The organism is Glycomyces rhizosphaerae (genome assembly GCF_042647865.1).
Lineage (GTDB): Bacteria > Actinomycetota > Actinomycetes > Mycobacteriales > Micromonosporaceae > Glycomyces > Glycomyces rhizosphaerae.
In genome coordinates this window covers 52,437-74,989 of record NZ_JBHRWO010000007.1, presented here as the reverse complement: position 1 = coordinate 74,989, position 22,553 = coordinate 52,437, and the positions used below count along the sequence as shown (strand labels likewise).

21 protein-coding genes and 1 pseudogene are annotated in these 22,553 nt (G+C 68.7%); 9 read left to right on the top strand and 13 right to left on the bottom strand.

The genetic code is table 11. The features are described 5' to 3' along the window. Positions 1 to 240: 240 nt before the first annotated feature. Complete coding sequence (locus ACFO8M_RS07185; protein ID WP_387972569.1) at positions 241 to 894, bottom strand: hypothetical protein; 654 nt, start codon at positions 892 to 894, stop codon at positions 241 to 243. 666 nt (positions 895 to 1,560) lie between these two features. Here ACFO8M_RS07185 and ACFO8M_RS07180 point away from each other — a divergent pair. The 4 genes and pseudogenes from ACFO8M_RS07180 to ACFO8M_RS07165 all read left to right on the top strand — a co-directional run bounded on the left by ACFO8M_RS07180 (position 1,561) and on the right by ACFO8M_RS07165 (position 3,392). Further along, a complete protein-coding gene (locus ACFO8M_RS07180) occupies positions 1,561 to 1,695 on the top strand; it encodes a hypothetical protein (RefSeq protein ID WP_387972566.1) in 135 nt (44 codons plus the stop codon). After that, positions 1,692 to 2,360: an IS3 family transposase gene (locus ACFO8M_RS07175; RefSeq protein WP_387972564.1), complete on the top strand. Its 669-nt coding sequence runs from the start codon at positions 1,692 to 1,694 to the stop codon at positions 2,358 to 2,360. The genes ACFO8M_RS07180 and ACFO8M_RS07175 overlap by 4 nt, the downstream gene beginning before the upstream one ends. 35 nt (positions 2,361 to 2,395) lie before the next feature. Beyond that, a pseudogene (locus ACFO8M_RS07170) lies at positions 2,396 to 2,545 on the top strand (IS3 family transposase); the annotation flags it as partial. A 94-nt stretch (positions 2,546 to 2,639) separates the two neighbouring features. Further along, positions 2,640 to 3,392 carry a hypothetical protein gene (locus tag ACFO8M_RS07165; RefSeq protein ID WP_387973088.1) on the top strand — a complete coding sequence of 251 codons (753 nt, stop codon included), beginning with the start codon at positions 2,640 to 2,642 and terminating at the stop codon, positions 3,390 to 3,392. Positions 3,393 to 3,711: 319 nt separating this feature from the next. Here ACFO8M_RS07165 and ACFO8M_RS07160 read toward each other — a convergent pair whose 3' ends face one another. Further along, on the bottom strand, positions 3,712 to 3,903 hold the full coding sequence (locus ACFO8M_RS07160) for a molecular chaperone TorD family protein (protein WP_387973073.1): 192 nt from the start codon (positions 3,901 to 3,903) through the stop codon (positions 3,712 to 3,714). Between the two features lie 286 nt (positions 3,904 to 4,189). On the opposite strand from ACFO8M_RS07160, the gene ACFO8M_RS07155 reads away from it, so the two are divergent. Continuing rightward, positions 4,190 to 5,059, top strand: coding sequence for an ABC transporter ATP-binding protein (locus ACFO8M_RS07155; protein WP_387972561.1), 870 nt, complete (start codon positions 4,190 to 4,192; stop codon positions 5,057 to 5,059). Continuing rightward, entirely contained in the window at positions 5,056 to 6,258 is a 1,203-nt protein-coding gene (locus tag ACFO8M_RS07150; protein ID WP_387972558.1) for an ABC transporter permease, read from the top strand. The genes ACFO8M_RS07155 and ACFO8M_RS07150 overlap by 4 nt, the downstream gene beginning before the upstream one ends. Positions 6,259 to 6,313: 55 nt before the next feature. Here the strand turns inward: ACFO8M_RS07150 and ACFO8M_RS07145 are convergent, their stop codons facing one another. From ACFO8M_RS07145 to ACFO8M_RS07135, 3 genes are all read right to left on the bottom strand, one after another. Beyond that, a complete protein-coding gene (locus tag ACFO8M_RS07145) occupies positions 6,314 to 7,681 on the bottom strand; it encodes an NCS2 family permease (RefSeq protein ID WP_387972555.1) in 1,368 nt (455 codons plus the stop codon). Between the two features lie 427 nt (positions 7,682 to 8,108). Continuing rightward, on the bottom strand, positions 8,109 to 9,113 hold the full coding sequence (locus ACFO8M_RS07140) for a hypothetical protein (protein ID WP_387972552.1): 1,005 nt from the start codon (positions 9,111 to 9,113) through the stop codon (positions 8,109 to 8,111). A 234-nt stretch (positions 9,114 to 9,347) separates the two neighbouring features. After that, positions 9,348 to 10,061 carry a hypothetical protein gene (locus tag ACFO8M_RS07135; RefSeq protein WP_387972551.1) on the bottom strand — a complete coding sequence of 238 codons (714 nt, stop codon included), beginning with the start codon at positions 10,059 to 10,061 and terminating at the stop codon, positions 9,348 to 9,350. A 227-nt stretch (positions 10,062 to 10,288) separates the two neighbouring features. On the opposite strand from ACFO8M_RS07135, the gene ACFO8M_RS07130 reads away from it, so the two are divergent. Continuing rightward, a complete protein-coding gene (locus ACFO8M_RS07130) occupies positions 10,289 to 12,541 on the top strand; it encodes a glycosyl hydrolase family 95 catalytic domain-containing protein (protein WP_387972548.1) in 2,253 nt (750 codons plus the stop codon). 68 nt (positions 12,542 to 12,609) lie between these two features. Here ACFO8M_RS07130 and ACFO8M_RS07125 read toward each other — a convergent pair whose 3' ends face one another. The 5 genes from ACFO8M_RS07125 to ACFO8M_RS07105 all read right to left on the bottom strand — a co-directional run bounded on the left by ACFO8M_RS07125 (position 12,610) and on the right by ACFO8M_RS07105 (position 15,781). After that, the gene (locus ACFO8M_RS07125) at positions 12,610 to 13,107 is read right to left on the bottom strand and encodes a hypothetical protein (RefSeq protein WP_387972545.1); all 498 of its coding nucleotides are present in this window, start codon (positions 13,105 to 13,107) and stop codon (positions 12,610 to 12,612) included. 61 nt (positions 13,108 to 13,168) lie between these two features. After that, positions 13,169 to 13,684 carry a hypothetical protein gene (locus ACFO8M_RS07120; protein ID WP_387972542.1) on the bottom strand — a complete coding sequence of 172 codons (516 nt, stop codon included), beginning with the start codon at positions 13,682 to 13,684 and terminating at the stop codon, positions 13,169 to 13,171. Positions 13,685 to 13,769: 85 nt separating this feature from the next. Then, the gene (locus tag ACFO8M_RS07115) at positions 13,770 to 14,114 is read right to left on the bottom strand and encodes a hypothetical protein (protein ID WP_387972539.1); all 345 of its coding nucleotides are present in this window, start codon (positions 14,112 to 14,114) and stop codon (positions 13,770 to 13,772) included. A gap of 73 nt (positions 14,115 to 14,187) precedes the next feature. Further along, the gene (locus ACFO8M_RS07110) at positions 14,188 to 14,535 is read right to left on the bottom strand and encodes a hypothetical protein (RefSeq protein WP_387972536.1); all 348 of its coding nucleotides are present in this window, start codon (positions 14,533 to 14,535) and stop codon (positions 14,188 to 14,190) included. Between the two features lie 205 nt (positions 14,536 to 14,740). Continuing rightward, a complete protein-coding gene (locus tag ACFO8M_RS07105) occupies positions 14,741 to 15,781 on the bottom strand; it encodes a hypothetical protein (protein ID WP_387972533.1) in 1,041 nt (346 codons plus the stop codon). Between the two features lie 304 nt (positions 15,782 to 16,085). Here ACFO8M_RS07105 and glnII point away from each other — a divergent pair, with 304 nt between their 5' ends. Together glnII and ACFO8M_RS07095 are read left to right on the top strand one after the other, a co-directional pair. Beyond that, a complete protein-coding gene (gene glnII, locus ACFO8M_RS07100) occupies positions 16,086 to 17,099 on the top strand; it encodes a glutamine synthetase (RefSeq protein WP_387972530.1) in 1,014 nt (337 codons plus the stop codon). A 208-nt stretch (positions 17,100 to 17,307) separates the two neighbouring features. Next, positions 17,308 to 18,045, top strand: a complete 738-nt coding sequence (locus ACFO8M_RS07095; RefSeq protein WP_387972528.1) for a DUF6270 domain-containing protein — start codon at positions 17,308 to 17,310, stop codon at positions 18,043 to 18,045. A 99-nt stretch (positions 18,046 to 18,144) separates the two neighbouring features. Here the strand turns inward: ACFO8M_RS07095 and ACFO8M_RS07090 are convergent, their stop codons facing one another. Genes ACFO8M_RS07090 through ACFO8M_RS07080 form a run of 3 tightly spaced genes read right to left on the bottom strand, consistent with a single transcriptional unit; the run spans position 18,145 to position 22,126 of the window. After that, complete coding sequence (locus ACFO8M_RS07090) at positions 18,145 to 19,218, bottom strand: hypothetical protein (protein ID WP_387972525.1); 1,074 nt, start codon at positions 19,216 to 19,218, stop codon at positions 18,145 to 18,147. Between the two features lie 53 nt (positions 19,219 to 19,271). Continuing rightward, entirely contained in the window at positions 19,272 to 20,975 is a 1,704-nt protein-coding gene (locus tag ACFO8M_RS07085) for a glycosyltransferase (RefSeq protein ID WP_387972523.1), read from the bottom strand. Then, positions 20,972 to 22,126 (bottom strand): glycosyltransferase, encoded by a 1,155-nt coding sequence (locus tag ACFO8M_RS07080; RefSeq protein ID WP_387972520.1) that lies wholly within the window; start codon positions 22,124 to 22,126, stop codon positions 20,972 to 20,974. The genes ACFO8M_RS07085 and ACFO8M_RS07080 overlap by 4 nt, the downstream gene beginning before the upstream one ends. Positions 22,127 to 22,553: the final 427 nt, after the last annotated feature.

The window sequence follows — 22,553 nt, the reverse complement described above, 5'->3', positions numbered from 1 at the left end:
CCCTGGCGCGCCGGCGCCCGCCGCGTAGAGACCTGGCTGCGAGGCCGCAGGGTCCGCAGCGCCACCGCCCTCGCCCAGACCGCGGTCGAGGCCGCCAAATCGCAGCGGACGGTCCTGCCCGGCCAGGACCTGGCCGCGGCCATGGCCGCCCGCCAAGCCCAGACCCTGATCGCCTTGAACGATCAGGGCTTGACAAAAACATTGGGAAGTTCCTTCCAAGGGGGGTTCCGCTGGGCCGCTTCACGAAAGCCCGAAGCGCTCGCTGACGCGCCGGATCGATTCGCTCTCGTCCACGGCCGAGTCGACTGTAATCGCCTGCAGGCCGAGCTCGCGAGTCTCGGTGCGGAGGCGCTCGACGAAGTACCGCTCGCGCGCGTCGAGGTTGCGGCCGGCTCGATCGAGGTCGCTGGTCTGCTGGATGAACCCCGGCCGGTTGGTCGCCTTCGCCCGCTTGTCGACCGCGTACGCTCGGAAGTCGGGGGTCGGCAGCAGCCACACGGCTCTGGCCGGGTCGGCGAGCAGCGGCGCGACAAGTGCGGGCAGGAGCCGGAAGCCTTCGACGACGATCCCCTGGCCCGGCGGCATTGCAAGCAGATCCTCGACGATCAGGTGGAAGCCCTCGCCCCTGAACCAGTGGAAGGTCTCGAACATGGTCTCGGGCGAGCGGAGCATCCAGCGCTCGTCCATGCTCATCGCCATGAACTCGTGGAGGTACGGCGCTTCGGCGGCGGTGGTCCGCCGCGCATGGTCGTACATGGACTCGTCGGCGCCGCAGTAGCGCAGGCCGTGGCGATCAGCCAAGGCCCTTGCGACAGTGGACTTCCCGGCCCCGCTGCCGCCGCCGATCCAATAGACGTGCCGCAGCAGCGCTCGGACCTCCTGATCGTGCGCCATTCGCGGGCCCCTTCCGAATCGGTGACGTTTGCATGATCCTTCCTCCGACTCGAGCGGAAGTGGACCGCCGTTGCCGAAGCGGGGTTGGGTTTCGGTAGGGGTTCAAGCGGGCAGCGACAAGGAGGGGTGGGGTTGGTTGGCGGATGGCGGGTTTGTTTCGAGGCGGGCGGGCGACGCTCCCGCCCGCGGGGCCGAGCGGCACCTTTTGCCTTGGGGCGCAGGCGGGTTGGGTGGAACGTGAAGGTCTTCTCGTCTTGTGAGTGATGACAGGCGGGGCTGTGCGAGGGATGATTGATGTACGCACAGGGATACGGAAAACGTACAGGTGGCGACTAGGTGCAAGCAGACTAAGCCAAGCCTCTGACCGAACCCCAAACCGGACCGCTTCCGAGACCGATGCCTTACGGGGCATGGGTTTCAGTCCCCTCGTGCTATCGGGATCCGCAGCTGACCACGACCCCCTCAGGGGCCGTGCTGGGTGGGAGATCACCGGTCGGGATCACCCCGACCGGAGGCAGTGCTCAGAACGAGGCGCACAACGGCAAGACCGGTACGACCGCCAGCGCGAACGGCACCGCCAGACCGGGCATTTGAGGACCCGACTCGGCCACGCCACACGCACAGCGGATACACCATGAAGGGCAGAAGGCGAGGAAGAATCAGCCGGTGATCACGGGGGAAGAACTGACATCCGACGAGCGCGCCGAACTCGACGAGCTCCGCAAGACGGTGCGTCGCCAGGCCCAGGAGCTGGAGGTCTTGGGAAAGGCCGCGACGTGGTTTGCCGACCGAAGCCTGTGAGATTCGCACTCATCGAGCGCATCGACCAGGAGCATCAGGGCAGACCACGATCCGAGCGAGTTGCGATCCGCGCCGCCTGTACGGCGTTGGGTGTCTCGCACTCGGGCTACTACGCGTGGAAACGGCGCGCCCCCTCAGCCCGCGAGAGAGCCGACCAGGTCCGCACCGAGCGATTGCGGGCGCTGCACGAGCGGTACAAACAGCGTTACGGCCTGCGCCGACTCGATCAGATGCCGCGCCGCGAGGGCCGACACCATTCCCGGCGCCGGCTGCGGCGCCTGGCTCGGACGGTCGGGATCGAGTGCGTGCGTCCGAAGCCGAAGGCCAAGACCACGATCGGCGGGCCGGCCCGGACGGGCCTGGTCGACCTGGTCGGCCGCGTTTTCGTGCCCGACCGTCCCGGCGAGGTGGTCTACGGCGACATCACCTACATCCCCACGGCCTCCGAGGGCTTCGTGCACCTGGCGTTGTTCACCGACGGCGCCTCGAGGCGGATCGTCGGCTGGGAGGTGGCAGACCACATGCGCACCGCCCTGGTCACGACCGCGCTCGACGCCGCACTGGGCGACTTGCGGCCCGAGGTCGGGCAGCTGGTGGTACATGCCGATCGCGGCTCGCAATACACCTCGAACGCGTTCCGCGACAAGTGCTTCAACGCCGGGTGATTCCCTCGTCGGGCGCACCGGGTCCTGTTTCGACAATGCCGCCGCCGAGTCCGTCAACGCCACCATCAAGAAGGAACCTGCGCACCTGGGCCGACCTCGCCGAAGTCCGCGCCGCCCTGTTCGAGTACATCGAGATCGACTACAACCGCGACCGCATCCACCAGGGCTTGGGCTGTCTCACACCCATCGAGTTTGAAGCCCTCACCCAGCTAGAGTTCGTCGAAGCCGCGTTAGGAGCGCGCCCACTCATCCGCTCCGTCTCCACAGTAGAGCCCATCGTTGTGCGGCTGCCTCGTCCTCGTCGACGACATCTTCCAGTGCGGCTTCCTGTGCCGCTTCGGTTGGCAGCGCGGCGAACCGTGCGAGTTGCTCGGGCCAGCCGGACTTGTTGCCAGCGTAGGGGCAAGTTGTTACGAATATCCGGTAACGATCATCGCCTGGCAGGCATGGGTGGATATCGGCTTGCGTGGCGATGAGAGGCTTCGTGCTGTGTTGACTGTGCGGTTGAACGACGTTGCGACCAGAGTGCTTGGGCCGACCGGAGGTTATGTCGGGGTGCCGCCAGCAGAGCTTGCGCCGGGGCTGCGGGAACTTGTCGGTGAGGGAGTCATCCGGAGTGGCGAGGTCCTTCTGTTCGCCGGGTACTCCGGCTGGGCTGGGCAGCCGCCGGGGACGTCCCCGGACCTGACCGGCTGGGAGTGCTTCGTGAGCAGCTTCCATCTTGATGATGTGGTGCCGGTTGAGATTGGTTCCTTGGACGACGGGGAGCCAGTGATCTCCGAGGAGGACCAGGTGTTGATGCTGCGTCACGGGTTGGGGTTCGCTGTGGAGATCTCCCGGCTCGTCAGCGAACTGTCTGAGCCCGTCGCGGTGCGGTGCATTGTCGGCGCGAACAGCACGAACGGGACCTTTCGGTTCCATCGCGCCCGGCGGGGCGAGTCGTGGCTCGACGCTGACCTGGACGCTTATTCGCGTGAGAAGCTGATCGTGGTCGATAGCGGACCGTCCAGCTTGGGCGGGACGCCATGGTGATGATCGCTCGGCGGGTGGGGGGATCTTGCCGTGTCTGACGCAGACCATGACCGCATCCACCAGGGCTCCCGAAATGGCGACCGCAGCCGCACGGTGTCTGCAACAACCACCGGGGCTGGCGGGTAGTCGAGGGCTGTCGGATTCATCGCCTGGCTCCCAACGCCACCGGCATGCCGAGTGGGACCTGGCGGTTCGAACCGATGCCCTACGGGTCGAGGCCGACGTCCTCTACTGGAGGTCCGGTGGCGGCCAGGCGGGCCTCGCTGCGGGCTTCGTCGGGGGGCGGGAGGGTTGCGGCCACGGCATCGAGGGCAAGGGCTTAAGGGCCGCGGCCGTCATGGAGGGCGGCGCGGAGCAGTTCGATGCCCGGTTGGAAGGTCTCAAGGAGACGTTGACCTCGGACGGCGTCTCCCCCTGCCGTGAATTCGAGGACCACCGCGAGGTGGTCGGGGAGTTCAGCGGGGTCGGGTCGCCATCCGCAGGCCGCATAGATCTCCTTCACTCGGGTCAGCGCGCGGCCGCGTCTTCAGTGCCACGATGTTCGCCCCCAGTCGCCACGGTCCCGGTTCGGGTTTCGGCCAGGGCCCAGATTAGGCGCACTCAATGACCCGAAGAGGACGAATCGGCATACTGCACGAGCGTCACCCACGGCCCGGCACCTGGTCGGGCTGTTCGCACTGGCGGCGTTCCGGACGGTCCCCGCGCCGACGTGATTAGTCCTCGCGAAGGAACGGGGCCGGGCCGGAATCCCTCTCAAGGCGGAGGAACCGGCCCGGCCGTCGCTCTAGGGTGAAACCATGCTCGAAATCAAGGACCTGCACAAGCGGTTCGGCGATACCGTTGCCCTCGACGGGGTGTCGCTCTCGGCCGCCCCCGGAGAAGTGGTCGGGTTCGTCGGCGCGAACGGCGCCGGGAAGACCACCACCATGCGCATCGCCATGGGCGTCCTCGCCGCCGACTCCGGCGAGATCGTCTACAACGGATCCCCGCTCGGCGTCGAAGCACGCCGCCGCTTCGGTTACATGCCTTCGGAAAGAGGGCTGTACCCGAAGATGAAGACCGCCGAGCAGATCGCCTACTTCGGCGAACTCCACGGCATGAGCCGCGCCGCAGCCAAGCGCGCCGCCGCCGACCTCTTGGAGCAGCTCAACCTCACCGACCGGTCGGGCGACTTCGTGCAGGACCTCTCGCTGGGCAACCAGCAGCGCGTGCAGCTCGCCGTCTCGCTCGTGCACGACCCCGAGGCGCTCATCCTCGACGAGCCGTTCTCCGGCCTCGACCCGATCGCCGTCGACGTCATGGGCACCGCCCTCAAGGACCGCGCCGCGGGCGGCGCTCCCGTCATCTTCTCCAGCCACCAGCTCGACCTCATCGAGCGGCTCTGCGACTCCGTCGTCATCATCGGCAACGGGAAGATCATCGCCGCCGGATCGGTCGACGAGCTGAAGGCCAAGGAGGTCAAGCAACTCCGCGTCAGCGTCCAGACCCCCGACGACCTCACGGCGGCCTTCCCCGGCACCGTCACCCGCGAAGGCGACGACTACCTCGTGGAAGACGCCGACGACCAGGAAGTGCTGCGCATCGCCGCCGCCGCCGGGCGCGTCACCCACTTCGCCTACGACCAGCCCACCATCGCCGAGATCTTCCGAGAGGCCGTGACCCGATGACCGCTCAGCCCAACGGGACTCGGCACCATGAGACCTCGCGCCTGCGCGGCCTCATGCTCGTGGCCGGTCGCGAGATCCGCGTGCGCGGCCTCGCGAAGTCCAACATCGTCAGCCTCATCGTCACCGTCCTCATCGTCGGCGTGCTCGCCGCGCTGCCCACGATCCTCGGCGGCGGCGACGAAGGAGCCGAGAAGATCGGCCTCGCCGGGACCAACGCGACCGCGATGGAGAGCCAGCTCAATGCCATGGGCGGCTTCGACATCACCATGTACGACACCGTCGGCGAGGCCGAGAAGGCCGTCGAGGACGGCACCGTCGACACCGCCGTCGCCGACGGCAAGCTCTACAGCGAGGAGAACCCCGACCAGGGGCTCCAGACCCGGCTCGACTCCGCCTGGCAGGCCGCCGCCGTCCAGACCAACCTCCACGAGGCCGGACTCAGCGACGCCGAGATCGCCGCGGCGCTCACCCCGCGGTCCCTGGAGACCATCACCCTCGCCGAAGGCGCGACCGACTCGGTCACCAGCTACTTCACCGGCCTGGTCATCTCCATCATCATGTTCATGATGCTCATGACCCCGGTCCAGTACATCGCCATGGGCGTCGTCGAGGAGAAGTCCAGCCGCATCGTCGAGATCCTGCTGACCAGCCTCAAACCCTGGCAGCTCCTGGGCGGCAAGGTCATCGGCCTCGGCGTCATCTCACTGGTCAACCTGGTCGCCATGGTCGCGGTCGGCCTCGGCGTCTCGGCCGCCACCGGCGTCCTGAGCGACCTGCCGCCGGGCACCGCCTCCGCGGCGCTCTCCACGATCGGCTGGTGGCTCATCGCCCTCGTCCTCTTCGGGACGCTCGCAGGCGGCGTCGGCTCGCTCGTCTCCCGCCAGGAGGAGTCCGGGTCGGTCCTGACCCCGCTCATCATGTCGCTCACCTTGAGCTACATCGGCGCGATCTTCACCCTCAACGCGCCCACCAGCACCTTCGCGCAGGTGCTGTCGATCGTGCCGCCGTTCTCCGCCATCACGATGCCCACCCGGATGGCGATCACCACCGTCCCGACCTGGGAGATCGTCACCGCGATCGGGCTCCTCGTCCTCGCCGCGGCGGGCGCGCTGGCGCTCGGCTCGCAGCTGTACAAGCGCAGCGTGCTGTACACCGGTTCGCGCCTGAAGCTCACCGAGGCCTTGCGAAGGGCCGCTTAGGGACACGAGGAAGGGCCGGAAGCGCAACGCTTCCGGCCCTTCGGTCAGATCGAGGCTATTCGGTCAAGAAGAGGAAGTAGCCGATCGAGGCGAGCATGAGCACCCATGCGATCGGGTGCACCTCGCGCCAGCGGCCCTTGGCGGACATCATGACCGGGTAGAACACCAGGCCCATGGCGATGCCGTTGGAGATCGAGTAGGTCAGCGGCATCACGGCGACGATGAGGAACGCCGGGATCGCGTACTCGAGCTCGTTCCAGGCGATCTCGCCGAGCGACTTCGCCATGAGCACGCCCACGACGATGAGCGCGGGGGCGGTGACCTCCGGGTTGTTGGCCACCAGGCCGAACACCGGGAACGCGAACAGCGAGACGAGGAACCAGAAGCCGGTCGTCACGGCGGTGAGGCCGGTGCGGCCGCCGACCGAGACGCCCGCGGTCGATTCGATGTAGGCCGTGGTGGTCGAGGTGCCCAGCACCGCGCCCGCGGAGGTCGCGATCGAGTCGGTGGCGAGGGCGCGGCCGGCGCGCGGCAGCTTGCCGTCCTTGACGAGCCCGGCCTGCCCGGCCACCGCGAACAGCGTCCCGGCCGTGTCGAAGAAGTCCACGAACAGCATGGTCAGGATGACCGCGATCATGTGGACGGTGAAGGCGTCCTCGAAGCCGGTGAAGGCCGCGCCGAACGAGTCGAGGTTCGGGGTGAAGCCCTCGGTGAGCTCGAAGTCGATCACGCCGGTGAGGACGCCGAGGGCCAGCGTGGCGAGCATGCCGTAGAAGACTCCGCCCTTCCAGCCCAGGGCCATGAACACGGCGGTGACGATGAGGCCGAACACGGTGAGCAGCACCGGGCCGGAGGTGAAGTCGCCGATGGTGACCAGCGTGGCCGGGGAGTCGACGACGAGGCCGCCGCCCTTGAGGCCGATGAACGCGATGAACAGGCCGATGCCCGCCCCGACCGCGAGCTTCAGCTGCGCCGGGATCGCGTTGATGATCGCCTCGCGCGCACCGGTGACCGCGAGGATGAAGAACAGCACACCGGACACGAGCGTGCCGGTCAGCGCGGTCTGCCACGGGATGCCGAGCGTGAGCACCACCGTGAACGCGAAGAACGCGTTCAGGCCCATGCCGGGCGCGGTGGCGATCGGGTAGCGGGCCCACAGGCCCATGACGAGGCAGCCCAGCGCGGAGGCGAGCGCGGTCGCGGTGAAGACCGCGCCGGGGTTCGGGGCGTCGACCCCGGCGTCGGAAAGACCGAAGCTGAGGATGCCGGGGTTGACGGCGAGGATGTACGCCATCGCGAGGAAGGTCGTGGTCCCGGCGAGGACCTCGCGCTTCCAGTTGGTCTTGTTCTCGGTCATCCCGAAGAACTTGTCGGCGCGTCCGAGCTCGGGCGCGTCCTTCTTCTCTGTGGCTTCGGTGGCCATGTGGCGGGCACTCCTGTGCAGGCGCGGTGCGATGCCGGGCAGCTGGCACCTCGGGAAACAGGGTATGGGCAGGTACTGAACCTGCGGGTAATGTACCGGGTCCGCCACGGTTAGGAAAGTCTTCGGGGCCTGCGAATGTGAGTTTTACGCGCCCGATATGACGTGGAAAACAAGCGACGCCCCGGAGCCAAGGGGGGGACGGCTCCGGGGCGTCGACTTAGGGTCGAGCCCCCGGTGGCAGGATTCCGGGGGCTCGACAAGGACCGCACCGTCAAGCAGCGGGCGGTAGTCGGTCGTCTCTGCCCCGGCACTCGTGCGCCGGGCTTCCTGCCCTGAGACAACTGCTAAACGCGGGGGTGACACGGGCGGTTGCATAACATTTCGATAACGGGTGCGGGATTGCTCGCAACCCCGCACCCTTCCCAGGTCAGGCCTGCCCGTGCTCGCTGCGGCGGCGCATCGACACCAGGGCCACGACGCCCGCGAGGACGAGCGCCCCGGCGGCGGCCAGCGCGAAGCCAAGCGGCGCACCGGTGGTCGGCAGGTTCGAGCCGGCCGGCGTGGTCGAGGCATCGGCGGGCGCAGAGCTGGACGCGGCCGGTTCGGAGGTCGACTCGGCCGGGCTCGACGGCTCCTCAGCCGGACTGGAGGACTCCTCCACGGGCGACGAGGGTTCCTCGCTCGGGCTGGAGGGCTCTTCGCTCGGGGAGGTGGGTTCCTCACTCGGGGACGAGGGCTCTTCGCTAGGGCTGGAAGGCTCTTCGCTCGGGGACGACGGCTCTTCACTGGGGCTGGAGGGCTCTTCACTCGGCGAAGAGGGCTCTTCGCTCGGGCTGGAAGGCTCCTCGCTTGGGCTGGAAGGCTCTTCGCTCGGCGAGGACGGCTCCTCGCTAGGACTCGTCGGCTCCTCGCTCGGGGTCTCCTCCCCCGGCGGCTCCTCCGTCGCGGGGCAGGCGTGGGTCAGGTTGAACTCGGGTTCCTTGTTCCCCTTGTTCTTCCCGCCGTCGCCCTCCTCTTCGAGCTCGACCGTGGCCTTGGCGTCGATGAGGGTCAGCCCGGCGGGCGTGATGATGTACGCCTTGTTGTCACCTGAGCCGGAGACGATCCCGCCGTCGCCGTCGGTGTCGTAGCGGAGGACGTTGCCGTCCTCGTCTTGGAAGACCGCCTCGATGTACTTGAAGTTGCCTACGGCGGGAACCGAATTCGGCAGTACGAAGACCCAGCCGTCGAACCAGTCGGCGGTGTCGCCGGGGATCTGGTCGCAGCTCTGGGTCTCGAAGTCCGCGGCGGTGGTCGGCACGTTGCCGGGGTTGATGTCGATGGTGGCGTCGTCACCCGCGAGCGCGGGGACGGCGAAGGCGAGCGCGACGGCTCCCGCCAGTCCCGCGGCGGCTGCCGCGCCGATGGCCTTGCGGCGGCGTGTGAGTCTCAAGGGTCTGTTCTCCGTGACGGGTGGTCGGAGGAAGTCGAACGTGCCGGATTCGACTGCGCAAAGTGGGCTGTGGGCATTGCATCCACGTCGACGGCGAAGCCGAGGTTGCGTCTCATTCGGTTGATTCCGTGCTCGACCGAACGGTTGACCTGCCAAAACGGTTCGAAGGTGCCGAACACGACGACGCCCCCGCAGGAGAACCCGCGGGGGCGTCGTCGGTGCAGTGTCGGCGGACTACCAGTCCTGGGCCTCGCGGCGGCGGCGCTGGATCATGAACAGCGCGGCACCGCCCGCGGCGAGGGCCGCGGCCGAGACCAGGGCGATCGTCAGCGGCGTGCCGGTGGTCGGCAGGTTCGAGCCGACCGGCGTGGTCGACTCCTCGCCGGGGGTCGACTCCTCGCCGGGGGTCGGGCTCTCCTCGCCCGGGGAGGTCGGCTCCTCACCGGGAGGGGACGTCTCCTCGGCCGGGCTCGTCTCCTCCTCGCCCGGGGTGCCCGGGCAGGTGTGGGTGAGGTTGAACTGGGCGTCCTCTACGGGGTCGGTGACCTCGGCGTCGGCGTCCAGCAGGGTCCATCCGGCGGGCGCCAGGATGTAGGCCTTGTTGTCGCCGGAGCCGTCGACGATGCCGCCGTCGTCGCCGGTGGTGCGGGTCTGCTCCATGCCCTCGTCGTCCGCGAAGGTCGCGGTGACGGAGATGAAGTTGCCTTCGGCCCCAGCCGCGGCGGGGAGCACGAAGACCCAGCCGTCGAGGTCGGCCGCGAGGTCGTCCGGCAGGTTGTCGCAGGAGTTCTCGAAGTCCTCGGCGGTCGTGGGCACGTTGCCGGGGTTGATGGGGATGATGACGGTCTCGGCCTGCGCGGCCGAGGCGAAGGCGAGCGAGCCGACCAGGCCCGCCGCGGCGGCTACGCCGAAGATGCCTGCGTGTTTGAAGGATTGCTTGAGTTCCACGTGTGGAGGCTCCATTTTCCGTCTGCCATGAGGAAACGAATGCGCCGGATTCGTGATGGGCACTCATGACACGCGCACGAGGAACGCGAGGTTGCGGCACGATCAGATAACGGAGTTCCGCCGTGCTCCCCTCGGCGGACGACAGCGCCCCGCGGCGAAGCCGCTCGGGATGAAAAAGTCGGATCCGCCCTCCGGCCCTTGGCGAGAAGATCCTATAGGATTACGGCATGTCTGCAGCATTGAAGCTCATGTATGACTCCGCCCCCGGCGCCTGGCACGAAGGCCTTCCCATCGGCGAAGGCCGCATCGGCGCGATGCTGTGGGGCCCGCGCATCGAACTCAACGAGGACGGCTTCTGGGCGGGCGACGGCTCCTGGAGCGTTCCCGAAGGCGCCGAAGGCCTCGCGGCCCAGGCCGCCGAAGCGGTCCGCCGCGGCGACTACTTCGCCGCCGACCAGCTCGTGACCGGCATGACCGGCAAAGAGGCCGATGCCTACCAGCCCGCCGGCGCCTTCGTCGTGACCCACTCCGATGACGCCGAGTCCGAGCGGCGCGAACTCGACCTGCGCGACGGCGTCGCCACGATCACCCGTGGCCGCGTCGCCCACCAGGCCTTCGCCTCCGCTGACTACCAGGTCATCGCCCTGCGCTGGACCGCCGACGAGGCGTTCGACCTCGAACTGCGCTTCGAGTGGCCCCACGAAGGCGGCACCGCCGCCGCGGGCGCCACCGAATTCGACTTCACCGGTTTCGCGCCGATCAGCGTCGTCGGCGGCGACCCCGACTACTCCAAGACCGAAGGCGTGCGCCGACTCGGCCTCAACGCCCAGGTGCGCTGCGACGGCGACATCGCCGAAATCGAAGGCGGCCACCGCATCCAGGGCGCCCGCAGCATCGAGGTCTACATCGGCCTCCGCTCCGACTTCGACGAGCGAACCGCGCTCGACGCGGCCCGCGACGAGGCCCGCAGGGCCACCGCCGCAGGCTGGTCCAGCGTTCTGGAAACCCACGTCGCCGCGCACCGCGAGATCATGGACCGGGTCGCCCTCGACCTCCTCCCACAGGCCACTGTGGACAGCACGACGACCACTGAACGCCTGCACCGCCGCGCCGCCGGCGGCACCGACGAAGACCTCGCCGTGCTCGCCTTCCAGTTCGGCCGCTACCTCCTCATCGGCTCCTCGCGGCCCGGCACCCAGCCCGCGAACCTGCAGGGCATCTGGAACCACCACGTCACCCCGCCGTGGAACTGCGACTACACCACGAACATCAACGTGGAGATGAACTACTGGCCCGCAGAGACCTGCGCGCTCCCGGAGTTCCACGAGCCCTTGTTCGACCTCGTGGGCGACCTCGCTCGCACCGGCGTGGAGACCGCGCGCCGCCTCTACGACGCCGGCGGCTGGTGCTGCCACCACAACACCGACTACTGGCGCATCACCACGCCGGTGCAGCACCGGGCGTGCTGGCAGAACTGGCCCATGGCCGGCCTGTGGCTCTCGATGCACCTCGCCGAACGCTGGCGCTTCTCGCGCGACGAGGAGTTCCTGGCCGACCACCTGCCGATCGCCTTGGGAGCGGCCCGGTTCGCGTTCGACCGGCTCTCCGAAGGCAAGGACGGCTCGCTCGTGACGAGCCCGGCCACCAGCCCCGAGAACGAGTTCGTGACGCCGCAGGGCAACTCGGCGGTCGACGAGTCCACCGGAATGGACGCGACGCTCGTGCGCGAACTGTTCGCGTTCGTCCTCGAAGCCGCCGACGTGGTGGCCGAGACCCTGCACGGCGACGACCTCCAGCTCGTCAAGGGCATCAAGGAGGTCATGCCGCGCCTGGCCGGTCCGAAGATCGGCGCCGACGGCCGACTCCTCGAATGGGCCGACGAACGCGAAGAGTCCGAGCCGCACCACCGGCACGTCTCGCACCTGTACGGGGTCTACCCCGGCGACTCCTTCGCGGACTCGCCCGAACTCCTCGAAGCCGCGAAGAAGAGCCTCGAAGCGCGCGGCGACGCCGGCACAGGCTGGTCCCTGGCATGGAAGACCGCGCTGTGGGCGCGCCTGCGCGACGGCGACCGCGCGCACCGCCTGCTCGGCGAGTTCCTCACGCCCGTCGGCTTCCGCGGTGAAGGCGTCGAGTACTCGGACGGCGGTGTCTACAACTCGCTGCTGTGCGCGCACCCGCCGTTCCAGATCGACGGGAACTTCGGCACGACCGCGGCGATCGCCGAGATGCTGGTCCAGTCGCACCGCACCGCGGGCGGGATGCCCGTGATCGAGCTGCTGCCCGCGCTGCCGAGCGCCTGGGCCGAGGGCGAGGTCCGCGGCCTGCGGGCCCGCGGCGGCGTGACCGTGGAGCGGCTGGCCTGGAGCGGCGGCGAGGTGACGGCGCTGACGCTGACGTCTACATGCGACACCAAGGTGCGGGTCCTGGGCGAAACGGTCGGCCTGGTCGAAGGCGAAACCTGGTCCGCGACGATCTAGTCAAGACACAAGGGAGCGGCCGGAGCCTGATGGCTCCGGCCGCTTGGGTATGAAGGTCGTCTAGCGGATCAGCAGTCGACCGTGGCACCGCTCTGAAGCACCGCGATCCCGCAGACACTCCAATCGAACGCGCCTGTGGCGTCGACGTTCACCAATGAGACCCCGCTTCCGGTCGCCATCGGTTCACGCTCGTCCTCGATCGAGTTGTCGCATTCCACGCTTTCGGTGGTGGACGCGACCGCGATGCCGCAGACCTGCCACTTCGCGAAGTCGCGCATGTCGACATTGGCCACCGCCATGCCGGAGCCGCCCTCCGGGGCCTCGGCGGTCGCCGCCCCGAACGCCTCGGCATCGGGGGATTCCCCGGTGCCGAGGATGCTCGCGCAGGCGGGATCCGCGAACGTCCCGGCGGCCTCCTCCTCGCAGACGGCGGTCAGCGGCGTCGGCCCTGTCTCGACCGAGGCCACCGTCAGCCAGTCCGGCGTCGATGCCGAGGCCTGTCCGTATGAGAAGGCGGCAGCGGCGGCAGCGGCGGCCGAAGCCGCGACAATGGTCCTGTATTGCATGACTCTTTCGACCTAACTATCGGATCCGGCTCGAACGGAAAGCGGATTCGGACCGGGCGGGTTAGAAGTCGCCCTGGTCGTCGCCCTTGCCGGGGCCGTCCTGCTCGCCGTTGCCGCAGTCCTGCCCGCTGATCTGCGTCAGGACGTTCTGGCCGCAGATCTGCCACTGAGCGGCGTCAGAGGCGTCGCCGTTGACCAGCGACAGGTCGCTGGAGCCCGAGCCGGAGCCCGAGCCGGCGCCGTCGTTGTTGTCGCAGTCCTGTCCGCCCGGCTGGGCGAGCACGTTCTGGCCGCAGATCTGCCAGTGCGCGGCGTCCGAGGCGTCGGCGTTGACGAGCGACATGTCGCCGCCGGCGACGCCGGAGTCGCCCTGGTCCGAGCCGGCGTTGTCGCAGTCCTGCCCGCCCGGCTGGGCGAGCACGTTCTGGCCGCAGATCTGCCACTGCGCCGCGTCCGAGGCGTCGACGTTGGCGAGGCTGAGGTCGCCCGGGCTGACCTGCGCCATGGCCGGCGCGGCAGCGGATCCGATGGCGGCGAAACCGGCGGCGATGGCGACGGCGACTGTGGTCTTGCGCATGATGTTGCAGTTCCTTTCGTTGGCGGAACGGACCGGGATCCGACCCGTCCCAAGTTCAATGCCGGTTGCGCACCGGCGAGCGAGTTCAGTTGCCGTTGTCGCAGGGCTGTCCGCTGATCTGCGTCAGGACGTTCTGGCCGCAGATCTGCCAGTGCGCCGCGTCCGAGGCGTCGAGGTTGGCGAGCGACAGAGCGCCGGCGTCCACACCCGAGTCGTCGTTGCCGGCGTCGTCGTTGCCGCAGCCCTGCCAGCCCGGCTGGGCGAGCACGTTCTGGCCGCAGATCTGCCAGTGCGCCGCGTCCGAGGCGTCGACGTTGGCGAGGCTGAGGTCGCCGGCGGCGACGCCGGACCCATCGGCCATGGCGGGAGCCGCGGCACCGATGGCGGCGATGCCTGCGGCGGCCGCGATGAGAGCGATTGACTTACGCATGGATGTCCACCTTGTTCCTGAGATTGATTTCGAAACGGGAGCGGGCCGCGCCGGACCCGCTCCCGCGGCTCGTCTAGCGGCCGTTGTCGCACATCTGGCCGAACAGCGGCGAGACGCCGACGTTCTGGCCGCAGATCTGCCAGTGCGCCGCGTCCCCCGCGTCGGCGTTGGCCAGCGACAGGGAGCCGGCGTCCACACCCGAACCGCCGCTGCCGGCGTCGCTGTTGTCGCAGTCCTGCCCGTCGGGCTGAGCGAGCACGTTCTGGCCGCAGATCTGCCAGTGCGCCGCGTCCGAGGCGTCGACGTTGGCGAGGCTGAGGTCGCCGGCGGCGACGCCCGGGCCTTCGGCCATGGCGGGAGCCGCGGCTCCGAGAACGGCGACACCGGCGGCGAACGTGGCAGCGGTAAGAACTTTGCGCATGATGCTGTTCGTTTCCTTCTTGGTTGTGCGCCCGGGGATCCGGGCGTCTGCGATCTGATCTCCCGCCCCGTTCGGGGCGGTGGTGCGACAGGCTTCCGCGCGTCGGCACGCCGGAGCGCAAGGGATACGAGATCCCAAGCACTGCAACCGGAGGGAGATTTTGAAGGCGGACTTCAAGTTCCCCGCGCACCGACGCGCGGAGGCCCTAGTCTGGGGCGACGGACTGCTCGGCGGCGCGGTCCAACGGCCGCCCCAATTCCCCGATCACCGTGCGGGAGAGTGACACCTCTTCCCCCCCGGCGGACGGGGAGACGCAGACAGCAGTGTGGACGCTGTCGACGCTGATACCAACGGTCGAGCCTGTGGCTCCACCGGGGATGATCTTCAGGTCAGGCAGTCCGGGGCCGTCGTACAGCCACGGTCTGGCCGAGGTGCGCGAAGCTCCGCGCACGTCCTCGACTTCGGATCGGTCCGTCCTCCGCTCGTCTTCGGCGGAGCACTCGGCGGCGGCGGCCGGCCGGCCGTCGTCCGCTCCATGGAGCGACGCCGCCACCTCGTTGGAGAGCTGCTGCGCCCACAGCGCCAATTGACGGCTTGCAAGCTGCGCCGAAGGTGTGGTGAGCGGTTGTCCTGCGTCAGCGGCGGGGACGCTCCCGGGCGTCGTCCCGTCGCCGAGGCGCAGGCCATCGGTCACCAGTCGCGCCAGTACGTCGACCGGATCGGTCGAGGGCGCGACAGTCTCGTAGACACCGGACACCACGGGGGCCGGGCCGTCCGTTGGGGAGGCCGTTCCCTTCACCAGGTTTCCCACCAGAGGTGCCACTACTTCAGCGGTGCTGTCTCCGACAGACTCGTCATCCAAGTCGATAAGGCCAGTTCCGGCGTCGCCCTGCAATGCAGTGCGGACGGCCCCGTCCGTCTCGTCCACCAGTGATCCCACAGGTGCTTCAAGGCCCGACACCAGCCCCGAGACCTCCCCCTGCGCCGCCGCTGCCCGATGTCCCAGCTGGTTCTGCGGGACCAGTCGCGCGGCCAGGCGCGACATGTCGGACACCTCTGCGGTGAGGGGGTCGGTCATCGCGGCAAGGCCCTGCGATGCTGCGGACTCCTCTGATGCCCAAGCGGATGCGGCCATCGCGAAGGCCCCCAAGAGAAGGGAGCCGAATGCGGTGAGCGCGGCGCCGAGGAGGAATCGGAGCACGCTGAAGCGGCGAGTGACCTCGCTGCCTCCGGCGATGCTTCCCATCGTCTCCCCCGTCGTCCTGAACCTGAGCGCGGGCGGTCTCGCCGCTCGCAATTGGTAGAACGAAACGGGACTGATAGGGGATACGGGGTGAAAGAGATTTTATCCCCGAAAATAGGGTGAGCCAGACTCACAGCGTCTCGTTGCTCACGCACAGCAGCGGTTAACACATTGTTTACAAGACATCAACGAGCGAGAAATTGCTTTTTGGGAGCGTGGCAGCACAGCTTTACGGCTCAGGGCTCTGCTTCACGGCGCGGTTCGAGCCCGGCTGGACCGCGTCACCGCATCGAAGGGCTCCTACCTGATGGCTATCAAGGCCGAGTACATCTGGATCGACGGCACCGAGCCGACGGCCAAGCTCCGCTCCAAGACCAAGATCCTCGGCGCCGGCGAAGAGCCGCCGATCTGGGGCTTCGACGGCTCCAGCACCAACCAGGCCGAGGGCCACTCCTCGGACTGCGTGCTGCGCCCCGTCAAGGTCGTGCCGGACCCGATCCGCGGCGGCGACTCGATCCTGGTCCTGTGCGAGGTCCTCGACACCGACTTCACCCCCCACCCGACCAACACCCGCGCCAAGACCGCGGAGCTGGCCGAGCAGTTCGCCGGCCAGGAGTCCTGGTTCGGCATCGAGCAGGAGTACACCTTCATGGTGGGCTCGCGCCCGCTCGGCTTCCCCGAGAACGGCTTCCCGGCCCCCCAGGGCGGCTACTACTGCGGCGTCGGCTCCGACGAGATCTTCGGCCGCGAGATCGTCGAGAAGCACCTCGACAACTGCCTCGCCGCGGGCCTGCCGATCTCCGGCATCAACGCCGAGGTCATGCCCGGCCAGTGGGAGTTCCAGGTCGGCCCGGCCTCCGCGCTCGAGGTCTCCGACTCGCTGTGGCTGGCCCGCTGGCTGCTGTACCGCACCGCCGAGGACTTCAACGTCTCCGCGACGATCGAGCCCAAGCCCGCCAAGGGCGACTGGAACGGCGCCGGCTGCCACACCAACTTCTCCACCAAGGCCATGCGCGAGGACTACGAGCCCATCATCGCCGCGTGCGAGGCCCTCGGCGAGAAGGCCGAAGAGCACGTCAAGCTCTACGGCGACGGCATCGCCGACCGCCTCACCGGCGCGCACGAGACCGCCCACTACTCGCAGTTCTCCTACGGCGTCTCCAACCGCGGCGCCTCGATCCGCATCCCGTGGCAGGTCGAGAAGGACAAGAAGGGCTACCTCGAAGACCGTCGCCCGAACGCCAACATGGACCCGTACCTGGTGACCGGCAAGATCGTCGACACCGTCTGCTCCGCACTGGAGAAGAAGGGCCTCGTCTAAGCACGAGGGACCTGACCCCCAGCTACAGCAGTAGGGGCGCCGCGCGATGCGCGGCGCCCCTACTGGCGTTTCACGGCTTGGCACTCCACTTTGTCCTATTGGGTTCGTACGCCAGGTTCCGTCCTGTTCGAAGTCGAAGCGCCTGTTATAGTCGACTGGCCCCCTATGAAATAGTCTCGTATGTTCCGTGCCAGGAAGCGATTCGCCTATGTCCCCCGAACCCTTGAAGTACTCCATCCTCGGCACCTGTGTGACCGCCGACGCCGCCGACACCGGCAGGGAGCCGCTGGGCCGACCGTTCAAGTACTACTCGCGCACGCGGATCCAGAGCATCGTCTCGACCCCGTCGCCGATCGACCCGGCGGAGATCACGACCGAGAACGTCTTCAACCGGCAGGTCATCCTCAACGACCACCGCAAGACCGTCGCCCAGACCCTCTCCCGCCTCGAACACCCGCTCGTGGTCGACCTCGGTGACGAGCGGCTCCCGATGGTGCACACCGGCCACGGCATCATCACCGCCACCAAGGCCTACAAGCAGGACTTCCTGGGGCGCGAAGGCCACCGGAGGGTCGCCGAGGACACCGAGCTGCGCTCCGACGGCCCGTTCGCCGAGGCCTGCCGCCGCTTCGCGGGGCTGCTGCGGCCCGACCAGCGGGTCATCGTCCACCGGACCTTCTGGGCCACACGGGAAGCGAACGGGACCCCGGTCCGCCGGCTCGAGGAGTCAGAGCGGCACAACGCCTGGCTCGGGCACGCCTACGACCTCTTCATCATGGCGCTCGGCCCCCGGGCGATCGTCATCTCGATGCCCGAGGACCTCCGCATCCCCGACCCGGACAACCGGTGGGGCCACGAGCCGTTCCACTTCATCCCCGAGTACCACGACTACCTCGCGCTCCACATCCGAGCGGCGATCGCCTCGATGGCACCGGCACGCGTCTGACGTCCTCGACACGCGAGGACGAGCACGGGATGGTGGCACTCCGGTTCCCGATGCCCTACGCGGTCATCGGGTCCGGTGTTCGCCTTGCCCGCGTTCGGGTCAGGACTTCGTCTGCTCCGCGCGGATGACGTCGAGCATGCCGAGCGCGGCGTGCGCGGCCGCGGCCGGGTCCAGGCGCAGATCGGGTTCGGGCTGCTCCTTGACCTGGCCCTTGAGCCGGTCGACGTCGCCGACCACGGTGATCTCGCGAGAGCGGAGGTGCGCGACGAGTTCGGCGCCGAGTTCGACGGCCTTCTCCTGCGCCCACAGCGGGGTGGCGACCTTGCTCTCGGACTTGCCGGGGATCCGCCGGTTCTTCATCCGGGGGATCGCGCCGCGAACGACGTACTTCCGGTAGGGCTCGCGCGGCAGGCCCTTCTTCTTGAACTCCTCGAAGCACTGCCGGACGAATTCGATCTCGGGGGCGGTCAGCGACCGGTTCGTCCCGGCGGGCACCAGCGGCAGCGTCCCCTGCGACAGGCCCAGGAGCGCCTCGAAGTCCCGCAGGATCCGGCCGTGGTCGGTGTCGTCCACGACGACCACGGACACGTTCGCGAGCCCGGCGGCGGCGACCCACCGGTCGATGAACCCGATGTGGTGCTGCTGCCGCTCCCACCGCCACGAGTGGGTGTTGGTACCCGCGCCGTTGAGCGTCATGTCGAGCCAGTCCTCGTACCGCTCGGACATGCCGATCTGCACGTACTGCTGCCACCAGGACGGCAGGACCTTCACGAGCGGGCGCAGCGTGATGACGACGTGGACGTCCGAACCGCCCAGCTCCTCGACGACCTGCTTGGCGTGGGCGTCGTCGGCGTCGGCGAAGAACTCGCTGCTGATGACCGCTCGGCGCTCACCGGTCTCCGCCGTCGCCTTGACGAGCTCGCGCCACTTGGCGACGTGCGCGTCAGTGGAGTTGAAGTCGATGCCGCCCCAGACGGCGTCCTTCGGGTTGACCTCGGGGCTCGGCTGGAACACCCGCTGCTCGGCGAGCGGCTCACGGCTGCGGTGCAGCGCAAGCTGAAGCGAGGTGGTGCCGGTCTTCGGGGGGCCGACGTGCACCAGCCGGGTGCCGATGGGCAGCGCGGCTATCGCGTCGTCGTGCGCGTCAGGAAGCGCGGAGGCGTCTTGGGACATGATGGGGCTCCTGTGATGGGTGAGCAGGGGTCAAGCGGGCGTGGTAAGGGTGGTCAGATGGTCCGCAGCTTCGCGCGGACCCGCTTCGCCACGCGGCGCACCGGCCCGCGCAGGAAGGGGTACCGCCCAGAGGACCGGACCCGGCCCCGCCACGTCTCCGCCAGTTCCTTCCACTGGGTGACCATCTTCTGGAGGTTCTGGCTCTTCTCTTTCCACTTCTCGGCGCGCTCGCGCTGCCGGGCGATCTCGCGTTCGGCGGCCGCCAGACGGAGGCGGAGCCGCTCGACCTCCGAGACGGCCTGGGCCGCTTTGCGGTCGGCGACGTCGGGGGCTCCCGGCATCTGGAACCAGTCGTCGCCGCTGGCGAACCAGATGCCCCACATCGCGTCGACCGCGTCCAGGATCGACTCGTCGGGGCGCCGCAGGCGCCGGGCCCGCGAGAGCGCCGCGGTCCGCTCGAGCGCCACCTGGAACTCGTCCTCGCCGCCGGTGATGACGATCTCGACCAGGCCGACCTGCCGAGTCTCGGCCAGTTCGACCAGCTGCGTGACCGCTCCGGGGACCGTCTTGATCCCCGCGCGGAAGGTGAGCCGGAAAGGCGCGGTGGGGAAGCGGCCGCCGACGGGTCCGGTGAAGGAGACCCGCGGGTCGCCCGCGAAGTAGCGCTGCGGCAGTCGCGCATCGGCGTCCGGATCGTCGAGCGCGGGGTACCGGCCCGAGTTCGCGATGGTCCAGGGACCGGTGACGGTGACCGCCAGGTCGGCGTCGCGGTCGGCGAGGAGGGAGTCGACCGTGGCGCACACCTCTTCGTGCGAAGCGCCGTCGGCGTCGACCATGACCTCGACGAGCGGGATCTCCCAGATGTGGCCGGGGGACTTGCGGAGGTGGCGGTGCAGCGGGATGGCGTTGGCGAGGCCGGGCATGCGGGCCCGGTCGGCGTCGAGGGGCCGCGTCATGGCGGTCGTCGCGCCGAGGTGCCAGGCGGTGGCGCCGCGGTCGGGCACGATGACCCCGCCGTACTGGGCGAACCGGTAGCCGAGTTCGGTGTCCTCGCCGAGGAGGAGGTCCTCGCGCAGACCGCCGACCTCCTTCCAGAACGCCTTGCGGAAGGACACCGAGGGGCCGTTCGCGACCGAGTAGGCGCGCGCGTCGAGCTGCGTGAGCCAGTCAGAGGACCGGATGCGCTCCGCGCCCCAGTTCTCCTCGACGCGGCAGTTCGCGAACCGCTGGCCGAGCTTTCCGGCCGCGTTCGCGGCGACGACGTCGGCGGGAGTGAGGCGGGCGACCTCGGGGTCGGTCACGTAGAAGATGGTGGCCAGCACCATGAGGTAGTCCGCCTGGTGGTGCCAGCGGGCGTGGGACTCGACGTGGACACGGCTCAGCAGCGTGTCGGAGTCGACCCTGAGGATGATGTCGCCCTCGGCGGCCTCGATCCCGGTGTTCACCGCGCCCGAGATCCCCCACTGCCCGTCGGGCGTGCGGATGATCCGCGTCCGCTCGGGGCGGTGCTCGGGAAGCGTCAAGGGCGGTTCGGAGCCGTCGTCGACCACGATCGCCTCGAGCAGGTTCGCGGGGTAGGTCTGCTCGGAGAGCGCCGCCAGCACGAGGTCGAGCTTGTCCTGGCCGCCGAGCGCCGGGATCACGACCGAGACCGACATCGCCGGTTCCCATTCGCCGACGCGGGGCACGGTCAGCGAACCGTGGTCGTTGCGGAAGAGCCGGGGCTGGGGCTCAACGCCGTTCGCGGGGTAAGTCATCGGAGGCCTTTCTGCGGGGTCAGGCAGCGTTCGAGGGAGTCGGAGGCGACGTGATCGGCGACGGGGGTCTTGAACCACTGGCGTTCGGCCGACTTGAGGAAGTAGCCGACCTCGACGTCCCAGGTGTGGCCGACCATGCGGCGGGAGAGCACGTACTCCATGCCGTGGGTCCGGTAGATCCGGCCGCCCGCGTCCCTGACCCGCTCGAACAGCCCGACGTCGATCCCCTTCGGGATCGAGGGGAATCCCTTGAGGTCGAGCAGCGTCTGCCGCTTCGCGGTGATCGTGCCTCCGGCGACGAACTTCGTGAACTTCTCGCCGCCGCCCGCCGGGCGGTAGATCGTGAGGTCGAGGTGTTCGAGGTGGACGAACTCGGTGAAGCTCCCGAACACGTCGGCTTCGGCGTAGGCGGCCGCGTTCATCAGGTCGACCACGTGGTTGGGGCCGTACCAGTCGTCGTCGTCGACCTTCGTCACGTACTCGCCGGAGGCCGCCTCGACGCCGAGGTTGAGCGCGTCGCCGAAGACCGTGTCCTCGGAGACCTCGCGAACGGTCACGGGCAGCTCGGACTCGTCCAGGGCCTTGCGCACCTCGGGGAGGTCACGGCTGAGGCCGTGGAGGATCAGCACCACTTCGAGATTCGGGTAGCGCTGGCGCTGCATCGCGGCGAGCGCCGAGCCGACGAACTCCGGTCGGCAGGTGCAGATCATCGCGGTGATCGACGGAAGCGCCCGATCCGATGCACTGATCCGCGACGCCAGCGCCGAGCGCCGCAGGCGCACGCTGTGGAGTTCGCGGTGGAGCGGGTCGGCCATCCGCTCGGCCCGCGCGCCGTCCAACTGCCGCACCAGGTCGTCGCCGAGCGGGGCGGCCCAGGCCGGGACCGGGCCGCGCGACAGCAGCGGCACCCCGGCCGCCGCCAATGCCGCCACGAAGCGAAGGAACGCTTCGTCGCCGGAATGACTCGCCCAGTCGATCTCAAGGCCGGCATGCCGCCGGAACTCCGGCAGGTCCGCGGTCTCCACGCCGACTGCGGGGTCGACAGTGCGGACCGCCGCGAATTCGTCGGTGATACTCCACTCGAGTCCGTCGTGCGCGAGTCGGGCGAGCCCCCGATCGGGCGCGAACGCGCCGAATCCGGAGGGGTTCACAAGAGAGAGATCGAAATCGAAGATCCCGGAACGATTCACAAGACTCGGGCCTCACTGGTGCGTACGGCGTCCACGCCGGAGGTCGGGCTGCACGAGACTGCGACGCCGGGTGGATCGAAGATTTGAAGGGTGCTCGCGTATTTTCGCATGCCGCTGCCACCTGGTCCGCATAAGGTTCCCTGGTTGAGACTTGCGTCGGACCATGCAACCGTTGTTCCCCTTGGATGTCGACCACTGGGAGTGAGCAGGCCGAACACACTTCGGCACAATTTCGCCTACCTCTTCGGGCACACGGGAAATGCCTACTGTTCCTATAGAATTTATAGATTAATGGCGGCGCCGTGATCGGTTCGAACAGTGGCGTCGGCATTGTCCCACCCTCCATTCTCACCAATGCTCGGAGGACTTCATGGACGGCCGCTTTCCT

Bases quoted from the DNA above. Each gene is read 5' to 3' on its own strand.
- ACFO8M_RS07090 (WP_387972525.1), bottom strand. From the start codon at position 19,218: ATGTCCCAAGACGCCTCCGCGCTTCCTGACGCGCACGACGACGCGATA.
- ACFO8M_RS07145 (WP_387972555.1), bottom strand. From the start codon at position 7,681: ATGGCCACCGAAGCCACAGAGAAGAAGGACGCGCCCGAGCTCGGACGC.
- ACFO8M_RS07155 (WP_387972561.1), top strand. From the start codon at position 4,190: ATGCTCGAAATCAAGGACCTGCACAAGCGGTTCGGCGATACCGTTGCC.
- ACFO8M_RS07120 (WP_387972542.1), bottom strand. From the start codon at position 13,684: ATGCGCAAGACCACAGTCGCCGTCGCCATCGCCGCCGGTTTCGCCGCC.
- ACFO8M_RS07130 (WP_387972548.1), top strand. From the start codon at position 10,289: ATGTCTGCAGCATTGAAGCTCATGTATGACTCCGCCCCCGGCGCCTGG.
- ACFO8M_RS07150 (WP_387972558.1), top strand. From the start codon at position 5,056: ATGACCGCTCAGCCCAACGGGACTCGGCACCATGAGACCTCGCGCCTG.
- ACFO8M_RS07105 (WP_387972533.1), bottom strand. From the start codon at position 15,781: ATGGGAAGCATCGCCGGAGGCAGCGAGGTCACTCGCCGCTTCAGCGTG.
- ACFO8M_RS07185 (WP_387972569.1), bottom strand. From the start codon at position 894: ATGGCGCACGATCAGGAGGTCCGAGCGCTGCTGCGGCACGTCTATTGG.
- ACFO8M_RS07115 (WP_387972539.1), bottom strand. From the start codon at position 14,114: ATGCGTAAGTCAATCGCTCTCATCGCGGCCGCCGCAGGCATCGCCGCC.
- glnII (WP_387972530.1), top strand. From the start codon at position 16,086: ATGGCTATCAAGGCCGAGTACATCTGGATCGACGGCACCGAGCCGACG.
- ACFO8M_RS07125 (WP_387972545.1), bottom strand. From the start codon at position 13,107: ATGCAATACAGGACCATTGTCGCGGCTTCGGCCGCCGCTGCCGCCGCT.
- ACFO8M_RS07110 (WP_387972536.1), bottom strand. From the start codon at position 14,535: ATGCGCAAAGTTCTTACCGCTGCCACGTTCGCCGCCGGTGTCGCCGTT.
- ACFO8M_RS07095 (WP_387972528.1), top strand. From the start codon at position 17,308: ATGTCCCCCGAACCCTTGAAGTACTCCATCCTCGGCACCTGTGTGACC.
- ACFO8M_RS07085 (WP_387972523.1), bottom strand. From the start codon at position 20,975: ATGACTTACCCCGCGAACGGCGTTGAGCCCCAGCCCCGGCTCTTCCGC.